General features: G+C 47.3%; 23 protein-coding genes. 5 read left to right on the forward strand and 18 right to left on the reverse strand.

The features are described 5' to 3' along the window. Positions 1 to 29: 29 nt before the first annotated feature. From acpS to rpoE, 13 genes are all read right to left on the reverse strand, one after another. Positions 30 to 404, reverse strand: a complete 375-nt coding sequence (gene acpS / locus P6910_RS13295) for a holo-ACP synthase (protein WP_317141775.1) — start codon at positions 402 to 404, stop codon at positions 30 to 32. Next, entirely contained in the window at positions 401 to 1,147 is a 747-nt protein-coding gene (gene pdxJ / locus P6910_RS13300; RefSeq protein ID WP_317141776.1) for a pyridoxine 5'-phosphate synthase, read from the reverse strand. Before pdxJ ends, acpS begins: the two co-directional genes overlap by 4 nt. Further along, a complete protein-coding gene (gene recO / locus P6910_RS13305) occupies positions 1,144 to 1,857 on the reverse strand; it encodes a DNA repair protein RecO (protein ID WP_317141777.1) in 714 nt (237 codons plus the stop codon). Before recO ends, pdxJ begins: the two co-directional genes overlap by 4 nt. Next, the gene (gene era / locus P6910_RS13310) at positions 1,857 to 2,798 is read right to left on the reverse strand and encodes a GTPase Era (protein WP_317141778.1); all 942 of its coding nucleotides are present in this window, start codon (positions 2,796 to 2,798) and stop codon (positions 1,857 to 1,859) included. Before era ends, recO begins: the two co-directional genes overlap by 1 nt. Continuing rightward, the gene (gene rnc / locus P6910_RS13315) at positions 2,795 to 3,484 is read right to left on the reverse strand and encodes a ribonuclease III (RefSeq protein ID WP_317141779.1); all 690 of its coding nucleotides are present in this window, start codon (positions 3,482 to 3,484) and stop codon (positions 2,795 to 2,797) included. The genes era and rnc overlap by 4 nt, the downstream gene beginning before the upstream one ends. Further along, the gene (locus P6910_RS13320) at positions 3,481 to 3,858 is read right to left on the reverse strand and encodes a DUF4845 domain-containing protein (protein WP_317141780.1); all 378 of its coding nucleotides are present in this window, start codon (positions 3,856 to 3,858) and stop codon (positions 3,481 to 3,483) included. The genes rnc and P6910_RS13320 overlap by 4 nt, the downstream gene beginning before the upstream one ends. Positions 3,859 to 3,954: 96 nt before the next feature. Beyond that, entirely contained in the window at positions 3,955 to 4,773 is an 819-nt protein-coding gene (lepB, locus tag P6910_RS13325; RefSeq protein WP_317141781.1) for a signal peptidase I, read from the reverse strand. A 161-nt stretch (positions 4,774 to 4,934) separates the two neighbouring features. Beyond that, on the reverse strand, positions 4,935 to 6,734 hold the full coding sequence (gene lepA / locus P6910_RS13330) for a translation elongation factor 4 (RefSeq protein ID WP_317141782.1): 1,800 nt from the start codon (positions 6,732 to 6,734) through the stop codon (positions 4,935 to 4,937). A 188-nt stretch (positions 6,735 to 6,922) separates the two neighbouring features. Continuing rightward, positions 6,923 to 8,344, reverse strand: a complete 1,422-nt coding sequence (locus P6910_RS13335) for a DegQ family serine endoprotease (protein WP_317141783.1) — start codon at positions 8,342 to 8,344, stop codon at positions 6,923 to 6,925. Between the two features lie 316 nt (positions 8,345 to 8,660). Then, a complete protein-coding gene (locus P6910_RS13340; protein ID WP_317141784.1) occupies positions 8,661 to 9,140 on the reverse strand; it encodes a SoxR reducing system RseC family protein in 480 nt (159 codons plus the stop codon). Beyond that, the gene (locus P6910_RS13345; protein WP_317141785.1) at positions 9,137 to 10,225 is read right to left on the reverse strand and encodes a MucB/RseB C-terminal domain-containing protein; all 1,089 of its coding nucleotides are present in this window, start codon (positions 10,223 to 10,225) and stop codon (positions 9,137 to 9,139) included. Before P6910_RS13345 ends, P6910_RS13340 begins: the two co-directional genes overlap by 4 nt. Before the next feature lie 4 nt (positions 10,226 to 10,229). Further along, a complete protein-coding gene (locus P6910_RS13350) occupies positions 10,230 to 10,910 on the reverse strand; it encodes a sigma-E factor negative regulatory protein (RefSeq protein WP_317141786.1) in 681 nt (226 codons plus the stop codon). A 130-nt stretch (positions 10,911 to 11,040) separates the two neighbouring features. Beyond that, positions 11,041 to 11,628, reverse strand: coding sequence for an RNA polymerase sigma factor RpoE (rpoE, locus tag P6910_RS13355; RefSeq protein WP_317141787.1), 588 nt, complete (start codon positions 11,626 to 11,628; stop codon positions 11,041 to 11,043). Between the two features lie 890 nt (positions 11,629 to 12,518). Here rpoE and nadB point away from each other — a divergent pair. Continuing rightward, complete coding sequence (gene nadB, locus P6910_RS13360) at positions 12,519 to 14,147, forward strand: L-aspartate oxidase (protein ID WP_317141788.1); 1,629 nt, start codon at positions 12,519 to 12,521, stop codon at positions 14,145 to 14,147. Between the two features lie 47 nt (positions 14,148 to 14,194). Here nadB and P6910_RS13365 read toward each other — a convergent pair whose 3' ends face one another. Both P6910_RS13365 and P6910_RS13370 read right to left on the reverse strand, forming a co-directional pair. Beyond that, on the reverse strand, positions 14,195 to 15,487 hold the full coding sequence (locus P6910_RS13365; protein WP_317141789.1) for an MFS transporter: 1,293 nt from the start codon (positions 15,485 to 15,487) through the stop codon (positions 14,195 to 14,197). 222 nt (positions 15,488 to 15,709) lie between these two features. Then, positions 15,710 to 16,447, reverse strand: coding sequence for a LuxR C-terminal-related transcriptional regulator (locus P6910_RS13370; RefSeq protein WP_317141790.1), 738 nt, complete (start codon positions 16,445 to 16,447; stop codon positions 15,710 to 15,712). A gap of 742 nt (positions 16,448 to 17,189) precedes the next feature. On the opposite strand from P6910_RS13370, the gene P6910_RS13375 reads away from it, so the two are divergent. Both P6910_RS13375 and P6910_RS13380 read left to right on the forward strand, forming a co-directional pair. Beyond that, complete coding sequence (locus P6910_RS13375; protein WP_317141791.1) at positions 17,190 to 18,560, forward strand: hypothetical protein; 1,371 nt, start codon at positions 17,190 to 17,192, stop codon at positions 18,558 to 18,560. Between the two features lie 414 nt (positions 18,561 to 18,974). After that, complete coding sequence (locus P6910_RS13380) at positions 18,975 to 20,192, forward strand: hypothetical protein (protein ID WP_317141792.1); 1,218 nt, start codon at positions 18,975 to 18,977, stop codon at positions 20,190 to 20,192. Positions 20,193 to 20,499: 307 nt separating this feature from the next. On the opposite strand, the gene P6910_RS13385 is transcribed toward P6910_RS13380, so the two are convergent. Then, positions 20,500 to 20,808, reverse strand: coding sequence for a hypothetical protein (locus P6910_RS13385; RefSeq protein WP_317141793.1), 309 nt, complete (start codon positions 20,806 to 20,808; stop codon positions 20,500 to 20,502). Positions 20,809 to 20,984: 176 nt separating this feature from the next. Between P6910_RS13385 and P6910_RS13390 the strand changes: the two genes are divergently transcribed. Continuing rightward, positions 20,985 to 22,277, forward strand: a complete 1,293-nt coding sequence (locus P6910_RS13390; protein WP_317141794.1) for a hypothetical protein — start codon at positions 20,985 to 20,987, stop codon at positions 22,275 to 22,277. A gap of 39 nt (positions 22,278 to 22,316) precedes the next feature. Here P6910_RS13390 and P6910_RS13395 read toward each other — a convergent pair whose 3' ends face one another. Together P6910_RS13395 and P6910_RS13400 are read right to left on the reverse strand one after the other, a co-directional pair. Then, positions 22,317 to 22,760 carry a hypothetical protein gene (locus tag P6910_RS13395; protein WP_317141795.1) on the reverse strand — a complete coding sequence of 148 codons (444 nt, stop codon included), beginning with the start codon at positions 22,758 to 22,760 and terminating at the stop codon, positions 22,317 to 22,319. Further along, the gene (locus tag P6910_RS13400; protein ID WP_317141796.1) at positions 22,741 to 23,031 is read right to left on the reverse strand and encodes a succinate dehydrogenase assembly factor 2; all 291 of its coding nucleotides are present in this window, start codon (positions 23,029 to 23,031) and stop codon (positions 22,741 to 22,743) included. The genes P6910_RS13395 and P6910_RS13400 overlap by 20 nt, the downstream gene beginning before the upstream one ends. Positions 23,032 to 23,285: 254 nt before the next feature. On the opposite strand from P6910_RS13400, the gene P6910_RS13405 reads away from it, so the two are divergent. Further along, positions 23,286 to 24,341 (forward strand): hypothetical protein, encoded by a 1,056-nt coding sequence (locus P6910_RS13405; RefSeq protein ID WP_317141797.1) that lies wholly within the window; start codon positions 23,286 to 23,288, stop codon positions 24,339 to 24,341. Positions 24,342 to 24,646: the final 305 nt, after the last annotated feature.

Here is a 24,646-nt window from a genome sequence, read left to right on the forward strand (position 1 = left end):
TCTAACCACAAGAATGATAACAATCAGGGTTAGCACTCAAGGATAACAAAAGCGAGAGCATGCTCTGCTTCATCAGAGAGGCTCAGATGGATCGCTTTTATCCCCCTCTCTTTTTGAAGTTCCCGGGCGTAGTCCAAAAAACGCATACGAGGTGCGCCCCTCTCATCACTGAATGTCTCAAGATGCTGAAACGAAACCTTGCCTATGCCGGTTCCCAGAGCCTTGGAAGCGGCTTCCTTGGCCGCAAAGCGTTTGGCCAGCCAGGCTGCCTGCTGGGGGTGAGACGCAAAGATTTCCAGCTCGGAATCCGTAAGAATTCGGCGGGCAAAGGCCTCTGCCCGCCGCTCCAGGATTTTCTTGAATCGCTCAATACTGGCGATATCCGTACCGATGCCTGCAATCATTTATGGAGAGAAGCTCTCAGCATTAAGGTCTTCATCTCTTTTACGGCGGTTTTCAAACCGGTAAACAACGCACGGCCAATAATAGAATGACCAATGTTCAATTCATTGATGCCATTGATTGCAGCAACAGGCTCTACATTCTGATAGTTCAATCCATGCCCGGCATTCACTATTAAACCTTTAGACAGGGCAAAATCAGTGGCTTTTTTCAGTCTGTCCAGCTCTGCCTGCATGGCTTCAGGTGTTTCTGCATCAGCGTATGCACCGGTATGCAATTCAATAACAGGAGCTCCCGCTTCTACAGAAGCTTCTATCTGATCCAGATCCGGATCAATGAAGAGAGAGACTTCAATACCAGCCTCTGCCATTAGCGAGCAGGCAGAGGAGATGGAAGACATCTGTCCAACAATATCCAGCCCCCCTTCTGTGGTCAGCTCTTCGCGTTTTTCGGGTACCAGGCAAACCGCATGAGGGCGAATCTCTTCAGCAATGGCTAACATTTCTTCCGTAGCAGCCATCTCCAGGTTCATACGGGTCTGAAGCACATGGCGAATCAGCCTGACATCCCGATCCTGAATATGACGGCGATCCTCACGCAAATGCAGAGTGATGCCGTCAGCTCCCGCCTGCTCAGCCTCTATGGCGGCCTGAACCGGATCAGGATAAGTACCTCCCCGGGCCTGACGGATGGTTGCAATATGATCAATGTTCACACCCAGCAGGATGCGGTTGTGAGGAATCATGAGACAAACTTCTCCCTGGTACGGAAAAATTCCCGACTTTTCAGCGGCTTCTCTCCCACCAGAGGAGCCAGTGCCAGACGGGTTAATCGTTTATAGCCCGGATAATGCCGAACGTTGTCAAAACGTCTCCCTGCCAGAGACAGCAGCAGTTCTCCGGAAAAATAGTGGGGCCGGTCTTTTTCCCTGAGTTCAAGAACAGGTATAAAACCCACCCCGGCTTTGAATTCGTAGAGCAGATCGGGTTTTATTTCTGCCCCTGATGCAGCGTCAGAAGTCAATGACGGGGCGTAGCCCGTCATTTCCAGCAATTCAATTTCAAACACTCTCAACAAAGGTTGCAGAGGCGCCCCCGAAGTCAGTTGCTCCAGCACAACAGTGTACAGGTCGAACAGCCCCTCAACATGCTGTCCTGGCAGCACTGAACGCATCAAGAGTTCATTCAGATAAAAACCACAGTAGAGTGATTGTCCCTTCAGGCTAATGGCGGCAGCGGTTTCAAAGCTGTTGAGAGTTTTCAGTTCTGACCGCCCCCTCCAACTGACGAAGAGCCGGGTAAAGGGCTGAACAGCCCAAGAGCGGGATTTTGCCTGACGAACCCCTCTGATAACCATGGCGATACGGCCATGGTCTTTCACCAGGAATTCAGCAATAACAGAGCGCTCCTTGTAAGGCCTGCTGTGCAGCATCCAGGCTGCGCTCAGTTCATTCATCAGTCGAAGTCGTAGCCAAGGCTTTTCAGAGCCCTGTCATCGTCAGACCAGCCTCCCCTGACCTTAACCCAGAGATTCAACATGACCTTGCTGTCGAACATTTTTTCCATATCAATCCGGGCTTCCTGACCAATCTGTCGCAGTCTGGCACCCTTATCACCAATGACAATCGCCTTTTGACTGGAGCGCTCGACCAGAATCAGCCCGCTGATGACCAGTAATGGGCCTTTTGGACGCATCTCCTGTTTGAACTCTTCGATCTCAACCGTCATTTCGTAAGGAAGTTCGTCACCCAGCTGACGCATGATCTTTTCACGAATCAGCTCAGCGGCCATAAAGCGGGAACTGCGATCAGTGATCTGGTCTTCCGGGAAGAAGTGAATACTCTCAGGCATCAGATCAGCAATCAATTTTTCCAGTTCTTTCAGATTATGACCGTGCAGAGCCGACACCGGGATAATAGCTTTAAAGTCCGCCTTATCAGAAACTTCCTGCATAAACTGCATCAGCTCTTCTTTGCGCTCCTTGAGACGATCAACCTTGTTCAGTACCAGAATAATCGGACACTTGGCATGACTGAGCTTAGTGAGCACGAGCTGGTCTTCTTCGGTCCAGGTCAAACGGTCCACAACAAACACGACGGCATCAACACCGGTCAGAGCACTGCTGGCAGCACGGTTCATATAACGGTTGATGGCCTTCTTTTCCACTTTGTGCATACCGGGCGTATCCACGAATATGGTTTGTACATTATCTTCCGTCTTGATACCAAGAACCTGGTGTCGTGTGGTCTGGGGACGACGGGAGGTAATGGACAGCTTCTGCCCCAGAATATGGTTGAGCAGCGTTGATTTACCTACATTGGGGCGCCCGACAATGGCCACGTAGCCACATCGTTGACCTTCAGTCACTGCTTCAGATCCGGTCACGGCTGAATTCATTGATTATCTACTCGCAGTTTTTCCAATGCAAAACGAGCAGCCTGCTGCTCTGCCCCTCGACGACTGGGCCCCTGACCTTCACTGGTTATGTCCAGACTTTCCAGCTCACAAACCACAGTGAACACCTGATCATGAGCATCACCTTCAATATTCAACACCCGGTATTTTGGCAGTGGATTCTGACGAGCCTGAAGGAACTCTTGCAGACGGGTTTTAGGGTCCTTGTTCTGCTGATCGGAGACAGAGAGCCCAGCCAGACGATCAGTAAACCAGCTGCGAATACGCTCACGACAAGTTTCCATGCCAGCATCCAGATAGATGGCACCAATAATTGCCTCTACCGCATCCGCCAGAATGGATTCGCGACGGTAACCGCCACTCTTCAACTCACCCGAACCCAGTCGCAGAGAGTCTCCCAACTGGAATTCACGGCCAATTTCAGCCAATGTCGCCCCTCGTACCATACGGGCACGCAGTCGGCTGAGCTGGCCTTCCCGAGCATCAGGAAAGCGCTCAAACAGAGCTTCTGCGATGACAAAGTTAACGATGGAATCCCCAAGGAATTCCAGTCGTTCATTATTACGACTGCCACAGCTTCTGTGGGTCAGAGCCAACTCCAGCCGGTTACGATCAGAAAATGTATAGCCCAGCCGACTTTCCAGCCGGGCAAGTTCATCAGTCTTCACTGAGTTTTAGCGTTCCAGTTATGTTCAAAAGTTAATACAAGATCAGCGTTATGTATCAGATGTACACGACGCTCATAATTGATTTCAACCGCCACCGACTGGCCTTTATCCCGAAGAACACTGGATTCCTCCCTGGCCAGTTGCACCCGGTTAGTCAACAGCCCCTTGTTGAGCCATTCTCTTACCTGATCTACATCCGCTTCCTCAATACCTGGTCTGGCATCAAGGGACGTCAGCACTTTCTTGATGGCGTAATCATCCAGATAGATGGGTGCCACCCTGAGAGCCAACATGATCATAAAACCACCGACCATTATAGCTACCAGCCAGCCCAAAGTACTCAATCCTTTTTGTCTGTTTTTTGCAACGGTCATGATCCCTCCCGTCGGGCTATTATTGTCCGCTTTTTAAACCCCGGGACTACTCTGTCTCTGACCACCATATCGGGCAGAGCGAAACCGAGAGAATAATTAATTTATTGTTCCATTATTCTTGAAACCGGGCAGCTGAGTCCAGCTTGGCCAGTGCATCCAGATATAAACGGCCTTACCAACAATATTTTTCTCAGGCACGGTTCCCCAGTATCGACTGTCGTTACTGCGATCCCGATTATCCCCCATCATGAAATACTGCCCCTGGGGAATGATCCAGACACCTTCAGCTCGCAGACTTCTCACGCCCAAATCCTTGCGAATCTCGAAGCTTTTGCTACCAATGGTCTCTTCAAACAACTGATAAGCACGACTTTCATCTCTCAGTTGTGCGATGTATTTCTCGGGAACTGGCTTGCCATTGATGGTGAGCTTCTTGTTCAAATAGCGAATTTCATCTCCCGGTATACCAATCACCCGTTTGATGAAATTGATATTCGGATTCTGTGGCTCCTTGAAGACCATAACATCGCCACGCTGAGGCTCATTGATGGAAACAATTTTGGTACCAATGACCGGTAGACGAAGTCCGTATTCAAACTTGTTTACCAAAATAAAGTCTCCCACCTGAAGGGTAGGTATCATGGAACCGGAAGGAATCTGAAAGGGCTCAAAGAGAAAAGACCGCACCACCAACACCAGAGCCAGAACCGGAAATATCGACTTTGAGGTCTCAACAATACTGGGCTCTTTCTCCAGACTGGCCAGGGTCTCCCCGTCCGGCTCAGAACCCGAACTGGATTTGAAGTTTTCTATGGCCAGCTTTCTTTTGGGCAATAGAACCAGCCTGTCAAACAGCGCAACCAGACCCGTAATAAAAACCGCCAGAACCAACAGCAGTGGAAAATTAATATCCATGGTTATTTGTTCTCAGATACCCAATCTTTTTTCTACCAAAATTGCTGTCAAGGCAGAAGCTAAACTGCCTCAACGGGATGTTTTTTCATATTTATGGGAAGCCTGCTGGTTATGACAGGCCCTCCATTAGGCAATCCTGACGCTTTTAATCAAAGGTCAGTTTATTTATCAACCTTAAGTACAGCAAGAAAAGCTTCCTGAGGGATTTCAACCCGCCCCACCTGCTTCATCCGTTTCTTACCTGCTTTCTGCTTCTCAAGCAGCTTACGCTTACGAGAAGCATCACCACCGTAACATTTCGCAGTGACATTCTTGCGCAGCGCCTTAACAGTGGTCCGTGCACAGATCTGACCACCTACTGCAGCCTGAATGGCCACATCAAACATCTGACGCGGAATGATCTCTTTCATCTTTTCAGCCAGTGAACGACCTCTGGAGACAGCATGATCTCTATGAGCAATCAGAGCCAGCGCATCAACTTTCTCACCATTGATCAGAATATCCAGCTTCACCATGTTGGCCATTTCAAAACGATCAAAACTGTAATCCAAAGACGCAAAACCGCGACTAACAGACTTCAGACGATCAAAGAAGTCGAGAACCACCTCGTTCATAGGCATATCATAGGTTATTGCTACCTGGCTGCCAGTGAACTGCATGTCTTTCTGAACTCCCCGACGCTCAACACACAGGGAGATCACGTTACCCAGATAATCCTGGGGAACCAGAATATTTGCCTGAACGATGGGCTCCCTGATTTCCTGGATACCAGCTGGATCTGGTAGTTTGGAAGGGTTATCAACCTCCACCAGATCACCATTTTTCAGCTCTACTTCGTAGATAACAGTTGGTGCAGTAGTAATCAGATCCAGGTTATATTCACGTTCAAGACGTTCCTGAATGATCTCCATATGCAGCATACCGAGGAAGCCACAGCGGAAACCAAAGCCAAGGGCATCACTGCTTTCAGGCTCGTAGAAAAGAGAAGCGTCATTAAGACTCAGTTTTTCCAGAGCTTCACGGAAAGACTCAAAGTCGTCAGAGCTGACCGGGAAAAGACCTGCATAAACTTGAGGTTTGACCTTCTGAAAACCTGGTAGTTCCTCAACACCAGGTGTTTTTGCCAGCGTCAGGGTATCGCCTACAGGTGCTCCATGAATATCCTTGATGCCGGCAATAACATAGCCAACTTCACCCGCTTTCAGTTCACCAGTAGCGTCCATCTTTGGAGAGAAGATACCCACATTATCCACGCCGTGAGTCTGGCCAGTCGATTTGACAAGCACCTTGTCACCTTTCTTCAAGGTACCATTCTTGACACGGACCAGAGATACAATACCGAGATAATTATCAAACCATGAATCAATAATCAGGGCCTGCAACTCACCGTCGACATCACCTTCTGGAGCAGGAATAGTCTGAACCAGACGTTCAAGCACATCGTCAATACCCAGACCACTCTTGGCAGAGCAGCGTACTGCATCCAGGGCATCAATACCGATAATTTCTTCGATTTCCTGCGCTACTCGCTCAGGTTCTGCCTGAGGCAGATCCATTTTATTTAGCACGGGCATTACTTCCAGACCTTGCTCGATTGCGGTGTAGCAGTTTGCCACAGACTGAGCTTCAACGCCCTGAGCAGCATCCACTACCAGTAGAGCACCTTCACAGGCAGAAAGAGAACGTGAAACTTCATAGGAAAAGTCTACATGCCCGGGTGTATCAATAAAATTCAACTGGTAGGTGATACCGTCTTTGGCGGTATAGTCCAGAGTGACACTCTGAGCCTTGATGGTAATACCACGCTCACGCTCAAGCTCCATGGAGTCGAGAACCTGGGCTTGCATTTCACGATCACTTAACCCTCCGCAGGTCTGGATAAAGCGATCTGCCAGCGTCGACTTACCGTGGTCGATATGGGCAATAATAGAGAAATTCCTGATATGACTTAAGTCGCTCACGATTGCATCACTACAAAAAATTTGTCCCCGCTCAGAGCTCAATCTCTTTCACGAGGACAGTTGTTCAGCTTGCAGGGTCTTCGCGAGCCTGAAACAAAGGCGCGAAGCTGCTGTAAATTCAGACGAAGTCTACAGCATCTGAGGATACAGATCACCCCTGAAGACTTGAAACCCCAATCAGAACCGAATTATTCGGTCAGCCGGAATGTGATGTAGCCCGACTGCCCACCACGAATTACCCTCATGGAAACCGGGCGATCTACAGGAAGATCAGCCACCACCTTGTTAAGGTCCTTAACTGATTGAATACGGTCATTATTCAGATCTGTGATCACATCCCCTTTACGAAGACCAATGGATCGACCCACACCTGAAATCTCACCCGTTACCACCACTCCTTTAACACCCTTGTCAAGGTTCAACTTGTTGCGATAGTCATCATTCAGGGCTTCGACCTGGATGCCCAGGCGGTTCTTTTTAATGTCTGAGCTTTGAGGACGTTCTGAGCCCTGACTCTGCTCGTCAGGCAACTCACCGACTTCCACCTTGACGATTTTTTTCTTGCCTTCACGAATCAACTCAAGTGATGCCTTGTCTCCCGGCCTGATAACACCAATTGCCATGGGAAGAGCACCAGATCTCATGATCTCACGACCATTGACCCGGGTAATGATATCGCCTGGTTGCAACTTGGCTTTGTCCGCTGGTCCACTGGGCACAATCTGACTGATTAGAGCCCCCATTGGCTTTTCAAGACCAAAGGACTCCGCCAGATCGCGATCCACTTCCTGAATAGCTACTCCCAGCCAGCCACGGGAGACGTAGCCTTTATCCTTAAGCTGATCAACAGCCCATTCAACATGGTCCGAAGGAATAGCGAAAGACAAACCCATGAAACCACCGGAGCGGGTAAAAATCTGGGAATTGATACCAATCACTTCACCCTTCATGTTAAACAGCGGACCACCGGAATTACCCGGGTTAATCGGCACATCTGTCTGAATGAATGGAACATAGGCGTCGCTGGGCAGACTTCTGTCGAGAGCACTGACAATGCCTTTGGTGATGGAGTACTCAAAGTTAAAGGGTGATCCAATAGCTGCTACCCATTGTCCCGGTTTAATATCTTCCGAGTTACCCATCTTCACTGCGGGTAAATTGACATTACTGTCAATTTTAAGTAACGCAAGATCAGAGCGTTTGTCGGCACCAATCAGCCTGGCTTCCTTCTCACTGCGATCATGCAGTCTGACGATGATTTTGTCTGCACCCTGAACCACATGATTGTTAGTAAGGATATAGCCATCGTTAGAGATGATAAACCCGGAACCCAGGGACATTGGCTGAGGCTTACCAGAAGGCGCCTCAGGCATGGGCAAACCAAAATAGCGACGAAATATCTCGGGCAACTCTTCGCCGCCCGGACCATAAATCTGTCCACGCCCCTGTTTTGGTGTCGCAAGTGTGCTGATATTAACGACTGCGGGCGAGGCCTCTTCAAACAATCGGTTAAAGTCCGGTAACTCTGTGGCCTTAACCATTTGTACCGAAAGCAGCGAGAGACTCAGAAAATAAATAAAGTTCCTGAAGAGAAGGTTGACCCTGTTCATGAACCTGACTTCTCCTTACACCTTGTGATTAGAGACCCGAAATGGGTTTTGTGAATGAATGGTTATAACGTTTATTATGAAAAATATTCTGATGGGTAACTTTCCATATTTATTTTTCATGTTAAGAAACATTTTTTCTTTGTTTTAAGTTACCTAAGTACCTAACCAGTTGGTTTCGCATATTCTGGACGGCGGCTTTTTCCATCCTTCTGCGTTCCAACTCTGGTTGCGTAGCTATTGCTACGCGTCCGTCGTTGCGCCTTGAAGGATGAAAAAATCCTCTCGCCAGAATATGCGAAACCAACTGGCCAGATACTTATGCAGACCAGGACTGATCGATTGTGATGAGTTCAGATCCGACTACCTTGCGGGGCAGTACCTTTATCACCCTGACGCGACACAGGTCACTGGTTGATTGACCCAGCATACGCACAGGAACAAACCCCGCAGCGAGGCCTGTCATAGCAGACAAGGCGGTAAAAAAATCATTCCAGCCAACAGCCGTGGCCAGCCAGAGTGCCCCCATCATACCTGCCAGCGGCATCAGATATACCAGAAACGAAGCTCTCATCAGCGCACTTTCAGGTATACCTATAATGACCTGATCATTCTCTTCAATGGAGAAGTCATTGATCGCCTGGATATACGACTGATGTTTATTGGAGCGGTACTTTTCAAGCAGATTCTGACCACAGCCATTACGAACACTACAACTCGAACAGGTGCTTTTGCGAATGGTTTCTACCCAGACAGTTCCCTGCTCAACAGCCACAACCCTGCCTTCTTCCTCAATCATTTATCTGCCTTCCGACTCTGCTCCCTGGGGCGAACTGAAACCGCTATCCTCTCGGCCGTACCCAGTGGAATCTCACCCAGGACAGTGACATGAAAATACTTTTCACCGTTACGAAAGACTTTGGATACTGCCGCCATAGAACCGATCTGCTCAGTAGCTTGACTCAATACCCGGGTTTCGTCCGGCTCAACAAATACTGAAAAACTGGCCAATCCATCAGAAAAGTTCACAGTATCCACCTTTTGATTACTGACAGCTGAGTTTCTACTGCTGTGACCACGAGGTGAAAAGCCTTCAGGTATCCAGCCAGCTTCCCACTTCCATTCAGCCTTTTCAGGGACTGATTTACTACTCAGTTTCACTACTTTCTTACCCGCTGATTCAGGCAGCTTTCGTTTTAAGCGCTCCAACTCTTGCGAAGTCAACTCTTTCGGAAATTCAAGGCTGGTAAACTGCATTCTCTCGATGATCCTGCCTTCTCTGTCAACCATAACGGACTTGAGCAGCAGACCGGTTCGACGATCCAGCCATAATTGATAACCGTAACGAAACCGGTCCGTTGGCACCACCAGCAGCTGAACGGCCTCCCGGCCCGCCACTCTGTCCAGAGCGGCTGGCTTCAGTTTGTAATGTTTGTCAAAATGACCGGAAGTAAAACGCCCCACCATAGAAACCAGAGACTCGTGCTCAAACCTTGCAGGCTCTCTTCCAGCGCTGGCAAAAGTAATATTGTTTCCCTGACGAACCATCTTTCTGGGTGATCCATCAAGGTAAGCAATACTCTCCAGCTCTTCTGACTTACCATTCACTTTCTGAAGCGTGTGCGTAACTGCCAGGGTTTCCAGATTAGCACCCTGTTGGTAAACAAAGTGTCCACGATAGGTAAGATTTTGAGTGGCCTGAATCATGGTTTCCAACCACTTTTCGGGCGTATCGGCAGGCTTAGATGACTGGCCGACAGGTTTTGATGACGGATTGCCCGATTTTGACGACTCCCCGTCAGCAAAAGACTGACCCATTGTTACTGCCAGCAAAACCAGCAGTAATGGCAGTAAACGCACCCTGTTCAATCGAATTCCTTTCATAAACTCATTGTGACTCAAAAGTCGTCAAGCGTGCAAAAGGGAGGATTCCCTGTCCTGAATTCATGGCACTCATTTCAGCATGCTGAAGTGCATAAGCCCTGAAACGTTCCTTGATAGCCCTGTCTGCAACTCTCTGGGCCTGTGCAAGTTGTTCCGGGGTAATGCTGTCATGTTGACGAGAGTTGTATCCCGCCTGGATCCCGGCAGCACCATAGCCATTATGCATGATCTGCACTGGCTGCAACAGTGTCGTTTGATCAGTTACCGATGTCACCAGAGGTAAAGTCTCCGGAGAGGTGTTGTAATTTTTTACACCCAGCAACACAGCCAATGCAACAGAAGCAGCCACCGCTACCCGACCCGCTTTAGACCACCAATGCCCAACACCCTTCAAGACGCCGTGACCGGTTACCGATCTTTCTTTAGCCACAGAATGAGACGGCTCAGCCTCTAATCGGTCACGAATACCGGCTGACAGATCGATATCCATAAATTCGTTGCTTTCTCGCCGCAGCACGTCACCTGCTATCTGATATCTGCGAGCTTTGCCCCGCAGATGTTCATCACTGCCGATATTATCAAGCACCCGACGCAGTTCAAACTCTCCAGCTTCACCATCCATCGCTGCGGACAGTGACTCATTCAACCTTTCCCGGGCATGATTGTGAGGTGTCTTCTCACTCATAGGCATACCTCCGGCCATTCGGCCTGTCTGATACTCGATGCATCAAGTATCAGCAATTTCAATCAACATAACACGAAAATGATCACCATAAGGAAATCATTTTCTTCACTCATGGCCTTAACGGCCAGCTCTATCGACCGCGACGCAAAAGTGGCTCGACTTCCTTATCGATCGCCTCTCTGGCACGGAAGATTCTAGATCTTACAGTACCGACGGGACAATCCATGACATTAGCAATTTCGTCATAGCTGAGACCATCAAACTCTCTCAGCACGACAGCCGTTCGCAACTCATCCGGCAGACGACGGATCACATCATGGATAACCCGTTCAATTTCATCCCGGTAAAGATTTCTCTCGGGGGTATCAACCATTCGAATAGACGTTGCAGTGTCCAGAAAATCCGCGTCATGAACATCAATCTCAGACTCCGGAATCTTGCGCCCCCTGGCAACCAGATGATTCTTGGCCGTGTTCACAGCAATCCGATACAGCCAGGTATAAAAAGAACTGTCGCCGCGAAACTTGTCTATTGCCCGGTAGGCCTTAATAAAAGTTTCCTGAGCTACATCCTGCACTTCCTGATAGTCAGTAACGTAACTACCCACCAGACCCAGTACACGATGCTGATACTTGAGCACCAGCATATCGAAAGCCGCTTTATCGCCTTTCTGAACGCGCTCTACGAGCTGCTTGTCCGCCTGTGGTTGTTCTACCATAGAGGGGGTCTCCCACTATTGCAGAAAACACATGGGCAAAAGGGAAAGGAATGAACACACGAGACAGTCAGCTGATCGAACACAAATCGATATCCCGGCTGACCGTACCCCCCCCTTCTCCACAAACACATGCTTGTGCTGCGAACTCTATTTTCTTCTATATAGACCATGTTTTGGCCAGAAAGTTCCCGAACTCATTCAAAAAAATTCACAGTATCGGCTGAAAACTGATTCGGATTATCACAGCGTACTATAGTGCTCACCATAATTTCTATATACTAGATACCGATTTTTCAGTGTTTTATAACGCCGTACGTTGTGTCTGCTTTATATACAGCTAAAAGCGAATACAGCATTACGAACCTCAGGGAGCGTAATGGTTTTCACTGCAAAGGTGAGTGATATTCTCCGTACAGACCATCGGCAACCTGTGACACAGCTTTAGATGGAAGTGAGTTTAACCGCCATGGTTCTGAGTTCCAGTTTGACCTGTAAAACGACCATATTCACTTTATGTGCGGCTTTAGACACAGGAAACTCCACTGTCCAGGAACCTGTCGGACTTAAGACTGTCCTACGCGACAACTGCTCCTGCGTTGCTCTAGCTCCTGCATCCATGCAGTCGTGCGGTTACGATAAATTGGTCTAAAAATTCCTGCTTCTTCGTCAAATAGCCCCGCTATTCTCCTCAGAAGCAGAAATTTTTATCCTCAATTTCGCGCAATCCTCGCTACGGACGCTTAAGTCCGACAGGCTCCTGGTCTGAACACTTGATGCCCAGTGGATAATATCCCTGCCAGTGTTCATAATATTTTTCAGACCTGAGTCTGTCAGTGGCAGACTCCCGGTAAAGACCCCGCAGTCTGTTATAGAAGGATCAGAGAATATACATGCATCCAATACTTGACTATGACGTAGTAATCATTGGCAGTGGCGCAGCGGGACTGACACTGGCACTGCACCTGGACAGCCAACTGCAAGTCGCCATTCTCAGTAAGGGCGAGTTAATGGCCGGCTCTTCAGCCGGAGCCCAGGGTGGTGTCGCTGCTGTTCTGGACACACAACAAGACAGTCTGGACAAACACATAGAAGATACACTCGTTGCAGGTGCCGGACTCTGCAGGGAGTCCACTGTCAGGCACGTTGTAGAACAGGGTAATGCCAGCATCCAGTGGTTGATTAACCAGGGTGTCCCCTTTACCCGTGAAGAAGAAGATGAAAAAAACTTTAACTTTCACCTGACCCGTGAAGGCGGTCACAGCACCAGAAGAATTATTCATGCCGCCGATGCGACCGGCAGAGCCATTTCAGAAACCCTGATCGACAAAGCCAGAAAACAACCCAACATTCATCTCTATGAACACCACCTGGCCATTGATGTCGTTTCTACCAACAAACTGGGCCTGGATGAGCAAAGGTGCGTCGGGGTCTATGTGCTGGATATTCATTCAGACCAGGTAAAACTGTTCCGTGGACGTGCACAGGCTATTGCCAGTGGCGGAGCCAGCAAAGCCTATCTTTTTACCACTAATAGCGATGGTGCCAGCGGAGATGGTATTGCCATGGCTTGGCGTGCGGGCTGCCGGGTTGCCAATCTGGAGTTCAACCAGTTTCATCCCACCTGTCTGTTCCATCCCAAGGCCAAGTCCTTCCTGATATCAGAAGCGGTCCGTGGAGAAGGTGGTTTGCTGGTTCGTCCTGATGGAACCCGCTTTATGGATGACTACGACCACCGTGGCGAGCTGGCCCCCCGGGATATTGTTGCCAGAGCCATTGATCATGAAATGAAAAAGCTGGGTGCAGACTGTCTGTTTCTGGATATCAGTCACAGGCCACGGGATTTTATCACTTCCCACTTTCCGAATATTTATGAGCGGTGTCTGGAATACGGGATTGATATGACCCGTGAACCTCTCCCCATCGTTCCGGCGGCCCACTACACCTGCGGTGGCATTCTTGTAGACCTTAACGGTCAAACGGACCTTCCGGGACTTTACGCCATCGGCGAATGTTCATTTACCGGCCTGCATGGTGCTAATCGTCTGGCCAGCAACTCACTGCTGGAATGTTTCGTCAGCGCCAGAAGTTGTGCCGAAAACATCAACCACACCATCGCTGATCAACCGCCCTGCCCTGAAATTCCGGTGTGGGACGACAGCCTGGTGAGCGACTCTGATGAAAATGTTGTCATCTCACACAACTGGGACGAACTCAGACGCTTCATGTGGGACTACGTTGGCATTGTCAGAACGACCAAACGCCTGCTTAGAGCCAGAAACCGCTCCAGATTGTTACAGCATGAGATTCATGATTTTTACAGCAACTTCAAGATTAGCAATGACTTGATTGAATTGAGAAATCTATCTCAGGTTGCGGAATTGATTATTGAATGCGCTCTTTCCCGGCAAGAGTCACGGGGATTGCATTTCAATCTGGACTTCCCCTTCACACAGGATCACAGCAAGGAAACTACCCTGATACCGGAAAATTTTGTACCGGAAAACGCCATTAAGTTTTAATACCTCCAAAGGGCTGAAATCCACAGGCTTATTGACGAGAAATTTTTCTAAGCCTTGGGTTCCAGCTCTTCAGAAAGAGACGCATGGTTCCTTCTCTGTTCCGGCGATATCAACATCGCCCCAAGACAACCGGCAACCCCAGCGACCATCAGATAAAATGCTGGTGCTGCCTGCAACTGTGTCACTCGAATCAACCCCATTGAGATAACCGGGCCAAATCCGGCAAAAATCATGGCAGCTATATTGTAAACGAGAGCCACTCCGGTAAAACGGATGCTTACTGGAAAGGCCGATACCAGTAACAAAAAGGAAATAGCATCAATACTTCCCCATAAGATGGCTCCAATGAGAGCAGTCACCGCCAGATTCGCATCGCCAGAAGCATACCAATGAAAAAGTGGCCAGGCCGTCACAACGATCAGAAAAGAAGACCCCAGCATCAGATAGCGCCTGTCTAACCGATCAGCCAGCCAGCCCGTCAGCAGGCATACAGACACTCCGACAAACATACTGATCCCATTGGCCACCGCCACTTCTCTGGCCGAATAATCAAGCAGCCCTGTCAGATAGCCAGGCATAAACAGGACCAGGATTGTCACAGAAACCAGCACCGGCATAACCAGCAGAAATCCGGTAAAAATTTTTGACTTGTATTGCTTCAAAAGGGTGCGCACTGGCACTCTCTCTGCTGCACCCCGAGCCAACAGCAGCCTGAAAGCTTCCGGCTCCACAAAATGTCTTCTGACGACATAACTGACAGCCCCGAGAGATCCACCCAGTATGAAGGGCACTCGCCAGCCCCAATCAATCATTTGCTCCACCGTCAACAGATAAACAAGAACCCCTTGCAGGCCAATACCCAGAAGAGTTCCAGTCATAGTGGTTGCACTCAGGATACTGACAGCAAAACCCTTTGATTGCGCAGGAACGGTTTCATAGAGATAAATGAAGGCACCACAAAGCTCACCTGCAAAAGAAAACCCTTGCAAAAAACGTAAAACAGCAAGGAGTAGAGGTGCCAGCAGCCCCCACTGGGCGTAACCGGGTAGCAGGCCAATCAATAATGTTGAGATAGCCATTAAGAGAATGGTGACCGTAAAACTGGATTTACGGCTATGGCGATCTCCCCAGTGACTGAAGGCGATAGCCCCAATTGGCCTGGAAATGTACCCAAAGGCAAAAGTAATAAAGGTATTAATGAGTGAACTGGTAGTACCAGAAGCTGGAAAAAAAACCTGAGAGATATAGACCACCATGTACGCATACACAGTAAAGTCGAAGGCTTCAAGGAGTCCGCCCATTGATGTAATCGCTACTACCTTTTTCTGGGACAAAGCCATAGCTAACTCTCTGAAAAATTCATCAGTAATATTGCAAAAAAATGACTTAACTTAATCTCAATAGGTCTGCAAAAAAGCATCAGATATCATCTCTCCGCTTCTGGGAGCCTGTTTCAGAATAGCACCCATCAAGAAGCCTCTCGGACTCATGACTGTCCTACGCGGCAACGCAGGAGCAGTTGCCGCCCAGGGCAGTTTATTCTCAGTCAGGCTCCAGGTGCATCACCGATCATTAGCCATAATCATAGACAGCTCTTTGAGACGTAAAGTAGGAGGCAGGAAGTCATGAAAGCCCACAGAAATTGCTGCCTCTATCAACTGGGCGATGGAATGCACATCAAACTTTTTCTTCAGATGCTCAATGTGGGACCGGATAGTATTTTCAGACAGTGACAGAATGCCGGCAATTTGCTTGATCTGCTGGTTACAAATCAGGAAGAACAGCACCTCGGACTCTCTGGGACTCAGGTTGGGCATGACACCCACACGAAATGTTGACTGACCTCTGGCTCGACCGTCCAGCTTCATCAGACAACGGATATTCATGGCTGCTTTCATCCATGAGTGGGTCACCGAATAACCATGGCTGAGCACACCGTCTACCTGGTGCAGATGGTTGTAGTGAGGTTTTTTCCTGGAAATGTAGGCAAACCAGCCATTTCCTCCCGGATGCACATTAAGGACAGTAATCTCTTTTTTTTCCCTGATACAAATGTTGTTCTGCTCCACAATCTGGTCAGCACAGCGAGAGAATATGGGTGCTGGAATCTCTGAAAACCGTTTTCCACAGAGTTTGTAGCGGCGTGGAATACCGTACAACCGAAGAGAGTGCTCATTCATATAGAACGCTCTGGCATGGCAATCATGTACACCCCAGGCCTGCATGCGGTCGTGCTCCATAAAATGCATAAAGTCACTGGAGAGCTCCGGAGCAGAAGGTAAGTTATCGATAGAGGTCATTTTGTTATCACAATCAGTATGACTCAATACACCAGGTTTGCTCCTGCCCACCGTGGCCAGGCATAAAAAATTACAATCTGGACAACACTCTGAAATACTCACCGAAAGCCAGCTCAAAGCGACATGAGTCACAATCCATTCAGTTGCAATTCAAGGCAAACCCAACCTGCGAATGAACAAGGATAGACCAATATTGACCATCCCTGTGCGATCGATCATATTTTTAAAAAATAAACATGAGCATCATTAATTTAATCATTAAGAGAATAACGATTAAAGAACATACAGACTCCATTGCCCTCAGCTCTCAGCTATTTACCTGCTGTGGCACAATAAACTTTAATCACCCCGTTTCGCAAGCAGGCCCGATAAATCATTTTATTTAAATAGAAATCAATTGATTTACCTTGAAAGCAAGAACTTAAAAACTTCTGACAATGATTGAGACCATAAAAATCACGCAAAACACGCAAAACACTTAATGAAAAAGAGGATAATTAAAACAGGCCCTGAAACCGTCTGCTATTTCAGAACCTTTCATGCCTGCCGTCCTGATCCTCTTAATACGGCTCTGTAACTTTCCTCTATAAACTCTATGGTAATCTTTCACGAGGGTTTTGATTGGACAGGCAAAAATATGCTGTCTAAGCTTCCTGCTGCTCTTGGCATTCAAGCAAGCTATTGTGTCCAGAGAATAACCTTTGTTTTTGGCTTTTATCCTTTAAGATGGTTTGCATGATTCATGAAGATACTTTCAAGTCTATTTCTAGCCTTGGTGCTACCTTTTTGCGGTTCTCTCTGGGCTGCGAATAATGAAATCTCAGACGACGGCCTGCCGCCATACAATCTTCGTGACTCTAGCGTTCATGAAAAAGTCAGTGCTGTTTCTGAAAGGGATAGAAGGGAGGCACTAACTGGCGGAGCTTCCTCTGGAGGCAGTTCAAAAGAGGGCGAATACAAGGAAGGTAGTTACAAAAAAAGCGGTCACAATCTGACAAGATACTTAAAGTCATTAGTAACAAAAGCCAGAATTAAACTCACAAAATTCATGAACGGCTACTTGATGACCACCCCTAAAAAAATATCTGTCTCCATAAACCCGATAGGTAAGACCATGCGAGGGAGTCAACCAATAAACAAAATTGAGTCCAAAGTCCGCTTTCAGAATAAAGAGTCTAATTTTATTTACTACACTCTCCGTGGGCATGCATTGCGGGAGCATTTGTTCCATCTGGTTTTAATTGAAGAACCGGAAGACTCTTCAAAATTGTATCTTGGATACTATGAAGAGGATGAAGACAGTGTTATTAATACCACTGCTTTAAGTTCAACTCCAGCGTCCATCTTTCTAAAGAATGTTTTAGAAAAATCTGACACATCGGCTTCTGCAATCAATGGAGCCAGCACCAATATCACTGTCTTACCGCCTCTTTCAGGGCAATCTGCAAACGACACCTTGATAAAGACTAATCTTACTTCCCGCAATACAATCGGGTTACAGGGTTTGATGCCAAAAGAGCCTGAGCTTAAGCCCTTCAGACCCATACTAAATTTGGAAAAAGGGCAGGATTATTCAATCGAAGTAGTCTGGAAATCAAAGGATGCAATAACATCAGTTACAATGTCTGACACCAGTAGTATGACGTATACAACAACCAGTACTTCACCAACAGCGTCTTCATCGATACAGCCTTCACCAGTAGAGTCTTCATCAATATTGCCTTCGACAAAACAAATACAGCCAGTCCCATTGGCGGCAATTCCCGAAAATGTCGGCACAGAGATTATTATCAAAGATAAAGAAGGGATGACTCTGGCAACAGTAAATCTTGATCTGGAGCCGGGTTATTTTTCGCTCAGTGATGAAAACGGATATTTGCTAGAGTACGGGATTGATGGGTTCGGGATTCATCAGCTCACTAAAATTCAAACTCATATTCAATATGTGAAAAAAAACCGATCTACTCCTGATCCGGCAAAACCTGAGCCTGAATTCATGTATAATTTTATCGCGGGACTTGTAGGATTTGCAGTAGGCTGTATTGGTTTGGTAGCACTGATAAACCATTGTAATAATCGTTCCCCCACGAGACTTCATGAAGCGCCTTTATAAAAAGAATCCGGGTTTGTTTATACGCTCTCTTTTCCTAGGGTTGCAGGATTAATGGCAGTTACAGCTTTTCCTTTATAACGAAATTTTACTGATAGTTTAGAGCAGGGAAGCCCCATTATTCGTTATGACAGCAATGCAAGCAAATATTCGTGGCTGCTTTCATAAGTACTCAACCATTCATGTAATCCACGAGTCCTTTTATTGGACAAGTAAAAATACGCTGTCTAGGCTTCCCGCTAGTCTGAACATCCGGGTAAGCTGATGTTTCCAGCGAACAACCTTTTTTTGGTTTTTAACCTCTTCAGGTGGTTACCATAATTTATGAAGATACTTTCAAGCCTGCTTTTGGCTCTGCTGCTCCCTTTTTGTTCTTCTCTTTGGGCTGAGAATGATAAGATCAGAGCAAATAGTTTGTTGCCATACGACTCTCATGAGTACGACGTTTCTGAACAAGGTGACGTTGTTTCTGAAAGGGATAGAAGGGAGGCGCGAAGAGATGGCGGCTCTTCAGGAGGCACTCACAAGCTAACAAACTACATAAATTCATTAGCATCAGGAGCCAGAGTTAAACTCACAAAATTCTTGAAAGGTTACTCCCTGACTACCTCTAAACAAATATCTGTCTCCGTAAACCCGCTGGGTCAGTCCCTGCGTGGGAGTCAGTCAATAAACAAAATTGAGTCAAAAGTCCGCTTTCAAAGTAAAGAGTCTGATTTTCTTTACTACACACTCAGGGGGTATTCATTACAGGAGGCTTTGTTCCATCTTGTTTTAATTGAAAACCCGGTCGATTCCTCAAAATTGTATCTTGGTTACTATGAAGAGGATGAAGACAGCGTTATTGATACAGCTGTTTCCAGTTCGACGGCTGCGCCCATTTATTTGCAGGATGTTTTAAATAAGTCTGACACGCCAGTTTCCAATGGTTCTGCCACCAATAGCACGGTTCTACCACCTCACTCAGGTCTGTCTTCAAACGACACTGTTATAAATGCTAATTCGACTTCCCATAATACCACCGGATTACAGGGTTTGATGCCAAAAAGGCGTGAGCTTAAGCCCTTCAAACCCATTCTAAGTTTGGAAAAAGGCCTGGATTATTCGATCGAAGTCGTCTGGAAATCAAGGGCTGAAAGAACGTCGGTTACCCTGTCTGACACTGGTACAATGACGTATACAACAATCAATCCTTCTCCAACCCGGTCTTCATCAATATCCTCTTCGATGAGAGAATTACTGCCAGACGCCTTAGCGGCCATTCCCGAAAATGTCGGCACACAGATTATTATCAAAGATCAAGAGGGGATGACTCTGGCAACATTAAATCTTGATCTGGAGCCTGGTTATTTTTCGTTCAGCGATGAGAAAGGAGATTTGCTGGAGTACAGGATTGATAGGTTCGGGATTCATCAGCTAACTAAAATTCACACCGAAACTGAATATATGAACAAACACGATGAACACTATGATGAGCACTATGCTTATTTAGTCTTTGATAAAGAACATATCAGTTCAGCGGAGATCCCGGCTGCCGGGTCATTTGCCGGGTTTGTAGTAATCGCCGGTGCTTTGATATTATATTATAAATACAGGGCTCCGAGACTTTATCAAAGAACTTTCCAAAGCCCCTGAGTTTCTTTCTTTGCTTCCCTTTTTCTCCAGTTGCAGCATAAGTACGCAACAGCTTATGCTGCCCGGGCAACCTGATATTTTTTTAACAACAGCTACGGAAGAGATCTTATTGTTAATCAGTGTAAGTTGCATAGATTGCACTTTTTCTGGTGCGACATCCTTTTTCAACGATATTTTACAGATAGTTTGGTGCAGGGAGCACCCCTATTCATCAACACCAAGCGCAACGAAATAAACACGAGTACCATTCATGCAGTCAACGAATACTTTGCTTGGAAAGCTAAGAATATGCTGTCTAAGATTCCCGCTAGTGCAGCCAGGTGTTGATATCCATATAACCCACTCGTTCCCATGCTCTGAGGTCGTCATTCCCGCGAAGGCGGGAATCCAGCGCCAACGGTGGGTCTCTGCCTTCCCGGGGATGGCAAGGCCAGGGGGGCACCGGGCAGTAGGGTTCTGGTGGTGAGTCAGTGTGGATTCCCGCCTTCGCGGGAATGACGAGAATGAAGCCGCGAATGACGAGAATGAAGCCGCGAATGACGAGAATGAAGCCGGGAATGACGGGGGTCAACTCGTTCCCACGCTGGAGAGAGTTTTGCGACAGCCTCTGGAGCATGGGAACGAGGGGAATCCACGAGTCCTTTTACTGGACAAGTAAAAATACACTGTCTAGGCTTTCCGCTAGTCTGAGCGTACCGGTAGGCTGTTGCTTCCAGCGAACGACCTTTTCTTTTGGTTTTTAACCTCTTCAGGTGGTTTGCATAATTTATGAAAAAACTTTCGAGTCTGCTTTTGAGCTTGGTGATCCCTTTTTGTTCTTCTCTTTGGGCTGAAAATGATAAGATCAGAGCAGATAGTCTGTCGCCATACGACCCTCAGGAGTACGACGCTTTTAAAGAAGATGATGTTGTTTCTGAAAGGGATAGAAGGGAGGCGCAAACGCAAAGAAGAGGTGGTAGCTCTTCAGGAGGCGCATACAAGCTAACAAACTACATAAAGTCATTAGCATCAGGAGCCAGAATTAAACTCACAAAATTCTTGAAAGGTTACTCCCTGACTACCTCTAAACAAATATCTGTCTCCGTAAACCCACTGGGTCAGTCCCTGCGTGGGAGTCAGTCAATAGACAAAATTGAGTCAAAAGTCCGCTTTCAAAGTAAAGAGTCTGATTTTCTTTACTACACACTCAGGGGGTACTCATTACAGGAGGTTTTGTTCCATCTGGTTTTAATTGAAAACCCGGAAGATTCCTCAAAATTGTATCTTGGTTACTATGAAGAGGATGAAGACAGTGTTATAGATACAGCTGTTTCCAGTTCAACGGCTGTGTCCATCTATTTGCAGGACGTTTTAAAGAAGTCTGACATGCCGGTTTCAGTCAACAATGGTACTAACACTAACAGCACGGTTCTAACACCTCATTCAGGTCAGTCTTCAAACGATACTTTTATAAATGCCAACTTGACTTCCCATAATACCACCGGGTCACAGGATCTGATGCCAAAAAGGCGTGTGTTTAAGCCCTTCAAACCCATTCTAAGTTTGGAAAAAAAGCTGGATTATTCGATCGCAGTCGTTTGGAAAGCAAGGGCTGAAAGAACGTCGGTTACCCTGTCTGACACTGGTACAATGACGCATACAACAATCAACCCTTCATCAACCCGGTCTTCATCAATATCCTCTTCGACGAGAGAATTACTGCCAGAAGCCTCAGCGGCCATTCCTGAAAATGTTGGCACACAGATTATTATCAAAGATCAAGAGGGGATGGCTCTGGCAACATTAAATCTTGACCTGGAGCCGAATTACTTTTCGTTCAGCGATGAAAACGGATATTTACTGGAATACAGGATTGATGGCGATGGGATTCATCAGCTCACCGAAGTTCAGACCGATACTGAATATGTGAATGGTAACGGAAACAGAAATAGAAACGGAAATCTGGCAAAACCCGAACCTGCCTGCTCAATCCATTGTGCTTTGGCGTTAGTCGTCGCGATTGGTCTAGGTTGCATGGGTTTTGCAATAATAATAGTCAAGTATCAGGATCGTCGACTCGAGAGACAACATTATAGATTCCAGTGAAACCTGTTGAGTGAATAATCCCCTTCGATTCAGAGGCTGTCAATTTCTTCCTTTAGTCATCAACAGCAAGCGCAACCTCAAAGCATGCAGCGATTCAGGATGATCAGAGTCTCTAAAAAAATTCACCGAATAATTTCGCTCATCCTCCCCACGAAATCTCAGGCACATCAGCCAGGGTAATACCAGCCATTCCCCTCTTGGCCGACAGGACTGCCAACCTTTATGAGTCTCGATAAACCATCGATCTCCATGCCAGCGAATAGCCAGCACACTGGTGCCAATGCTCTTTTTTAGCCGCAACAGATAATAATGAATGGCGAAGGCATTCAGGCCTGCAAAAAACAATAGGGAGTAAGAAAAATCAAGTGAGGTGAAAAACAGTGCCAGACTGGATAACAGATAACAAAAAACAGCTAGTATGAAGTGACGAACAGAAAGGCCTGCCCGCACTTCAATCAGAGTATCATTGGATGCTAACCGCATCCTTCAAACCACTCGCTAAACCACTACGGGCATATTGCAGAACTTTATCCACCATACTCGCCAGCCCCGGGTCCTGAGGACGACCATCTCCCATAAACCAGGCAAACAGATCCGGATCTTCACAATCAATTAATTTCAAGTAGACAGACTGATCTTCTACAGACAGTTTTTTAAAAACCTGATTGGTGAAGGGCTCGAGCAAGACATCCAGCTCCAGCATACCGCGTCGACTGTGCCATTGCAGGCGTCTGAAATCATCAGCGCTCAACATTATCGCAATACTCCCTTGATTGAGTTCGATAAACAGGTACAGAAAGTCTTGTCACAGGACCAGAAGCCTGTCTAAGAGTAGACAAGACAAGCATCTTGTTTCCAGCAACGAGTATTATACGGTTTAGTTAGAGTCCTGAATACTCTATATTATGACGACTAGCATTCACCCGCCCTTATCTGTATCCATTGCCACCCAGCGGGGATACTGAAATCAGCATACTGTCTATAACGAAACATTGTAGAGAATGGATCATGACTAACGATCGAGAAGAAAGATTCCAACAGTTTTTTACTGAACGGGGCGCTCGTTATGAAAACGGCAAACTGCTTGACTTTGGTGAGGCCTCTTCAACAGCCGAACCGGAAAGCCCGATATTATCTGTTCTGGATCAAAAAGCACTTTTGCAGGTTTCTGGCCCGGATAGTCTGAAATTTCTCCAGGGACAACTCACCTGCAATCTTGATACGCTTGTGACTGACCAGTTTTGCGGGGGAGCGGCCTGCACCCCCAAAGGCAGAATGTTCACCAGCTTCAGACTGCTCATGGCCGGTGAAGACCAATTTATGATGGCTATGCATCAGGGACTGGTTGAGAGCACCCGCACTGGCCTGGGAAAATACGCTGTTTTTTATAAAACCGAACTGACCCCTGACCAGAAGTATGTTTGTCTGGGACTTTCCGGGAATGCTGTTGAAGAGAAAATTGCCGGTCTCTTTAATGACGTTCCCGATGGCAACAGCACTCTCAATATTGATCAGCAAGGTTGGCTTCTGAATGTTTCCGGGAGCCTGAATCGTTTTGAACTCTGGATTACCTTCGAGCATCTGGCAACACTCTGGGACAAACTCACTGAGCAGTTCTCACCCGCAGGGCATCAGCACTGGCAGCTGCTGAACTGCCTGGCAGTTGAACCCTGCCTGTCACCGGAAACCGCAAATAATTACATTCCGCAGCATCTGAACCTGCCCTCACTGAAAAGTGTCAGCTTCAGAAAAGGCTGCTACACCGGCCAGGAAATAGTTGCCCGCATGCAAAATCTGGGGCAACTGAAGAGTCGTTGCCATCGCCTCAGCTCAGACCAACAGCTGACGCTGGAACCTGATACGCGCCTGTTCAATAGCGCAGGCAAAGCTATAGGTGAAGTGATTGAGAGCGTTCAAACCGGACAGGGAACCGAACTGCTGGCAGTGATTCGAGTTGAATCCGCCCAGGAAAATGATATTCGACTGAACGGTGGTGAAGGACAAAAACTCAATTGTCAGCCACTGCCTTACGAAGTGAATCCCAAACAGGAACTGCAATTTTAAAAAGTGTTTAAGTACTCAGCCATACGGAATCGAATATTTCTGGCTTATTGGGCAGGTGCTCTGCAAGGCGCAACGACGGGAACATAGCAAGCTATGTGACCAGAGTTGCAACGCAGCACGACTGCATGGATGCAGGAGCTAGAGCAACGCAGGAGCAGTTGCCGCGAGTGCCTGAACAATGAGTCAGAAAATATGATTTCGTATGGTTGAGTACTTAACTGCCAGTGAGCTCTAAACCAGGGTACCTGCACATTAACAGGAGGTACCTCTGGCTTCAGATACTCTGAATGCCACCAGCTGAATAC

The organism is Endozoicomonas sp. 8E, assembly GCF_032883915.1.
Classification (GTDB): domain Bacteria; phylum Pseudomonadota; class Gammaproteobacteria; order Pseudomonadales; family Endozoicomonadaceae; genus Endozoicomonas_A.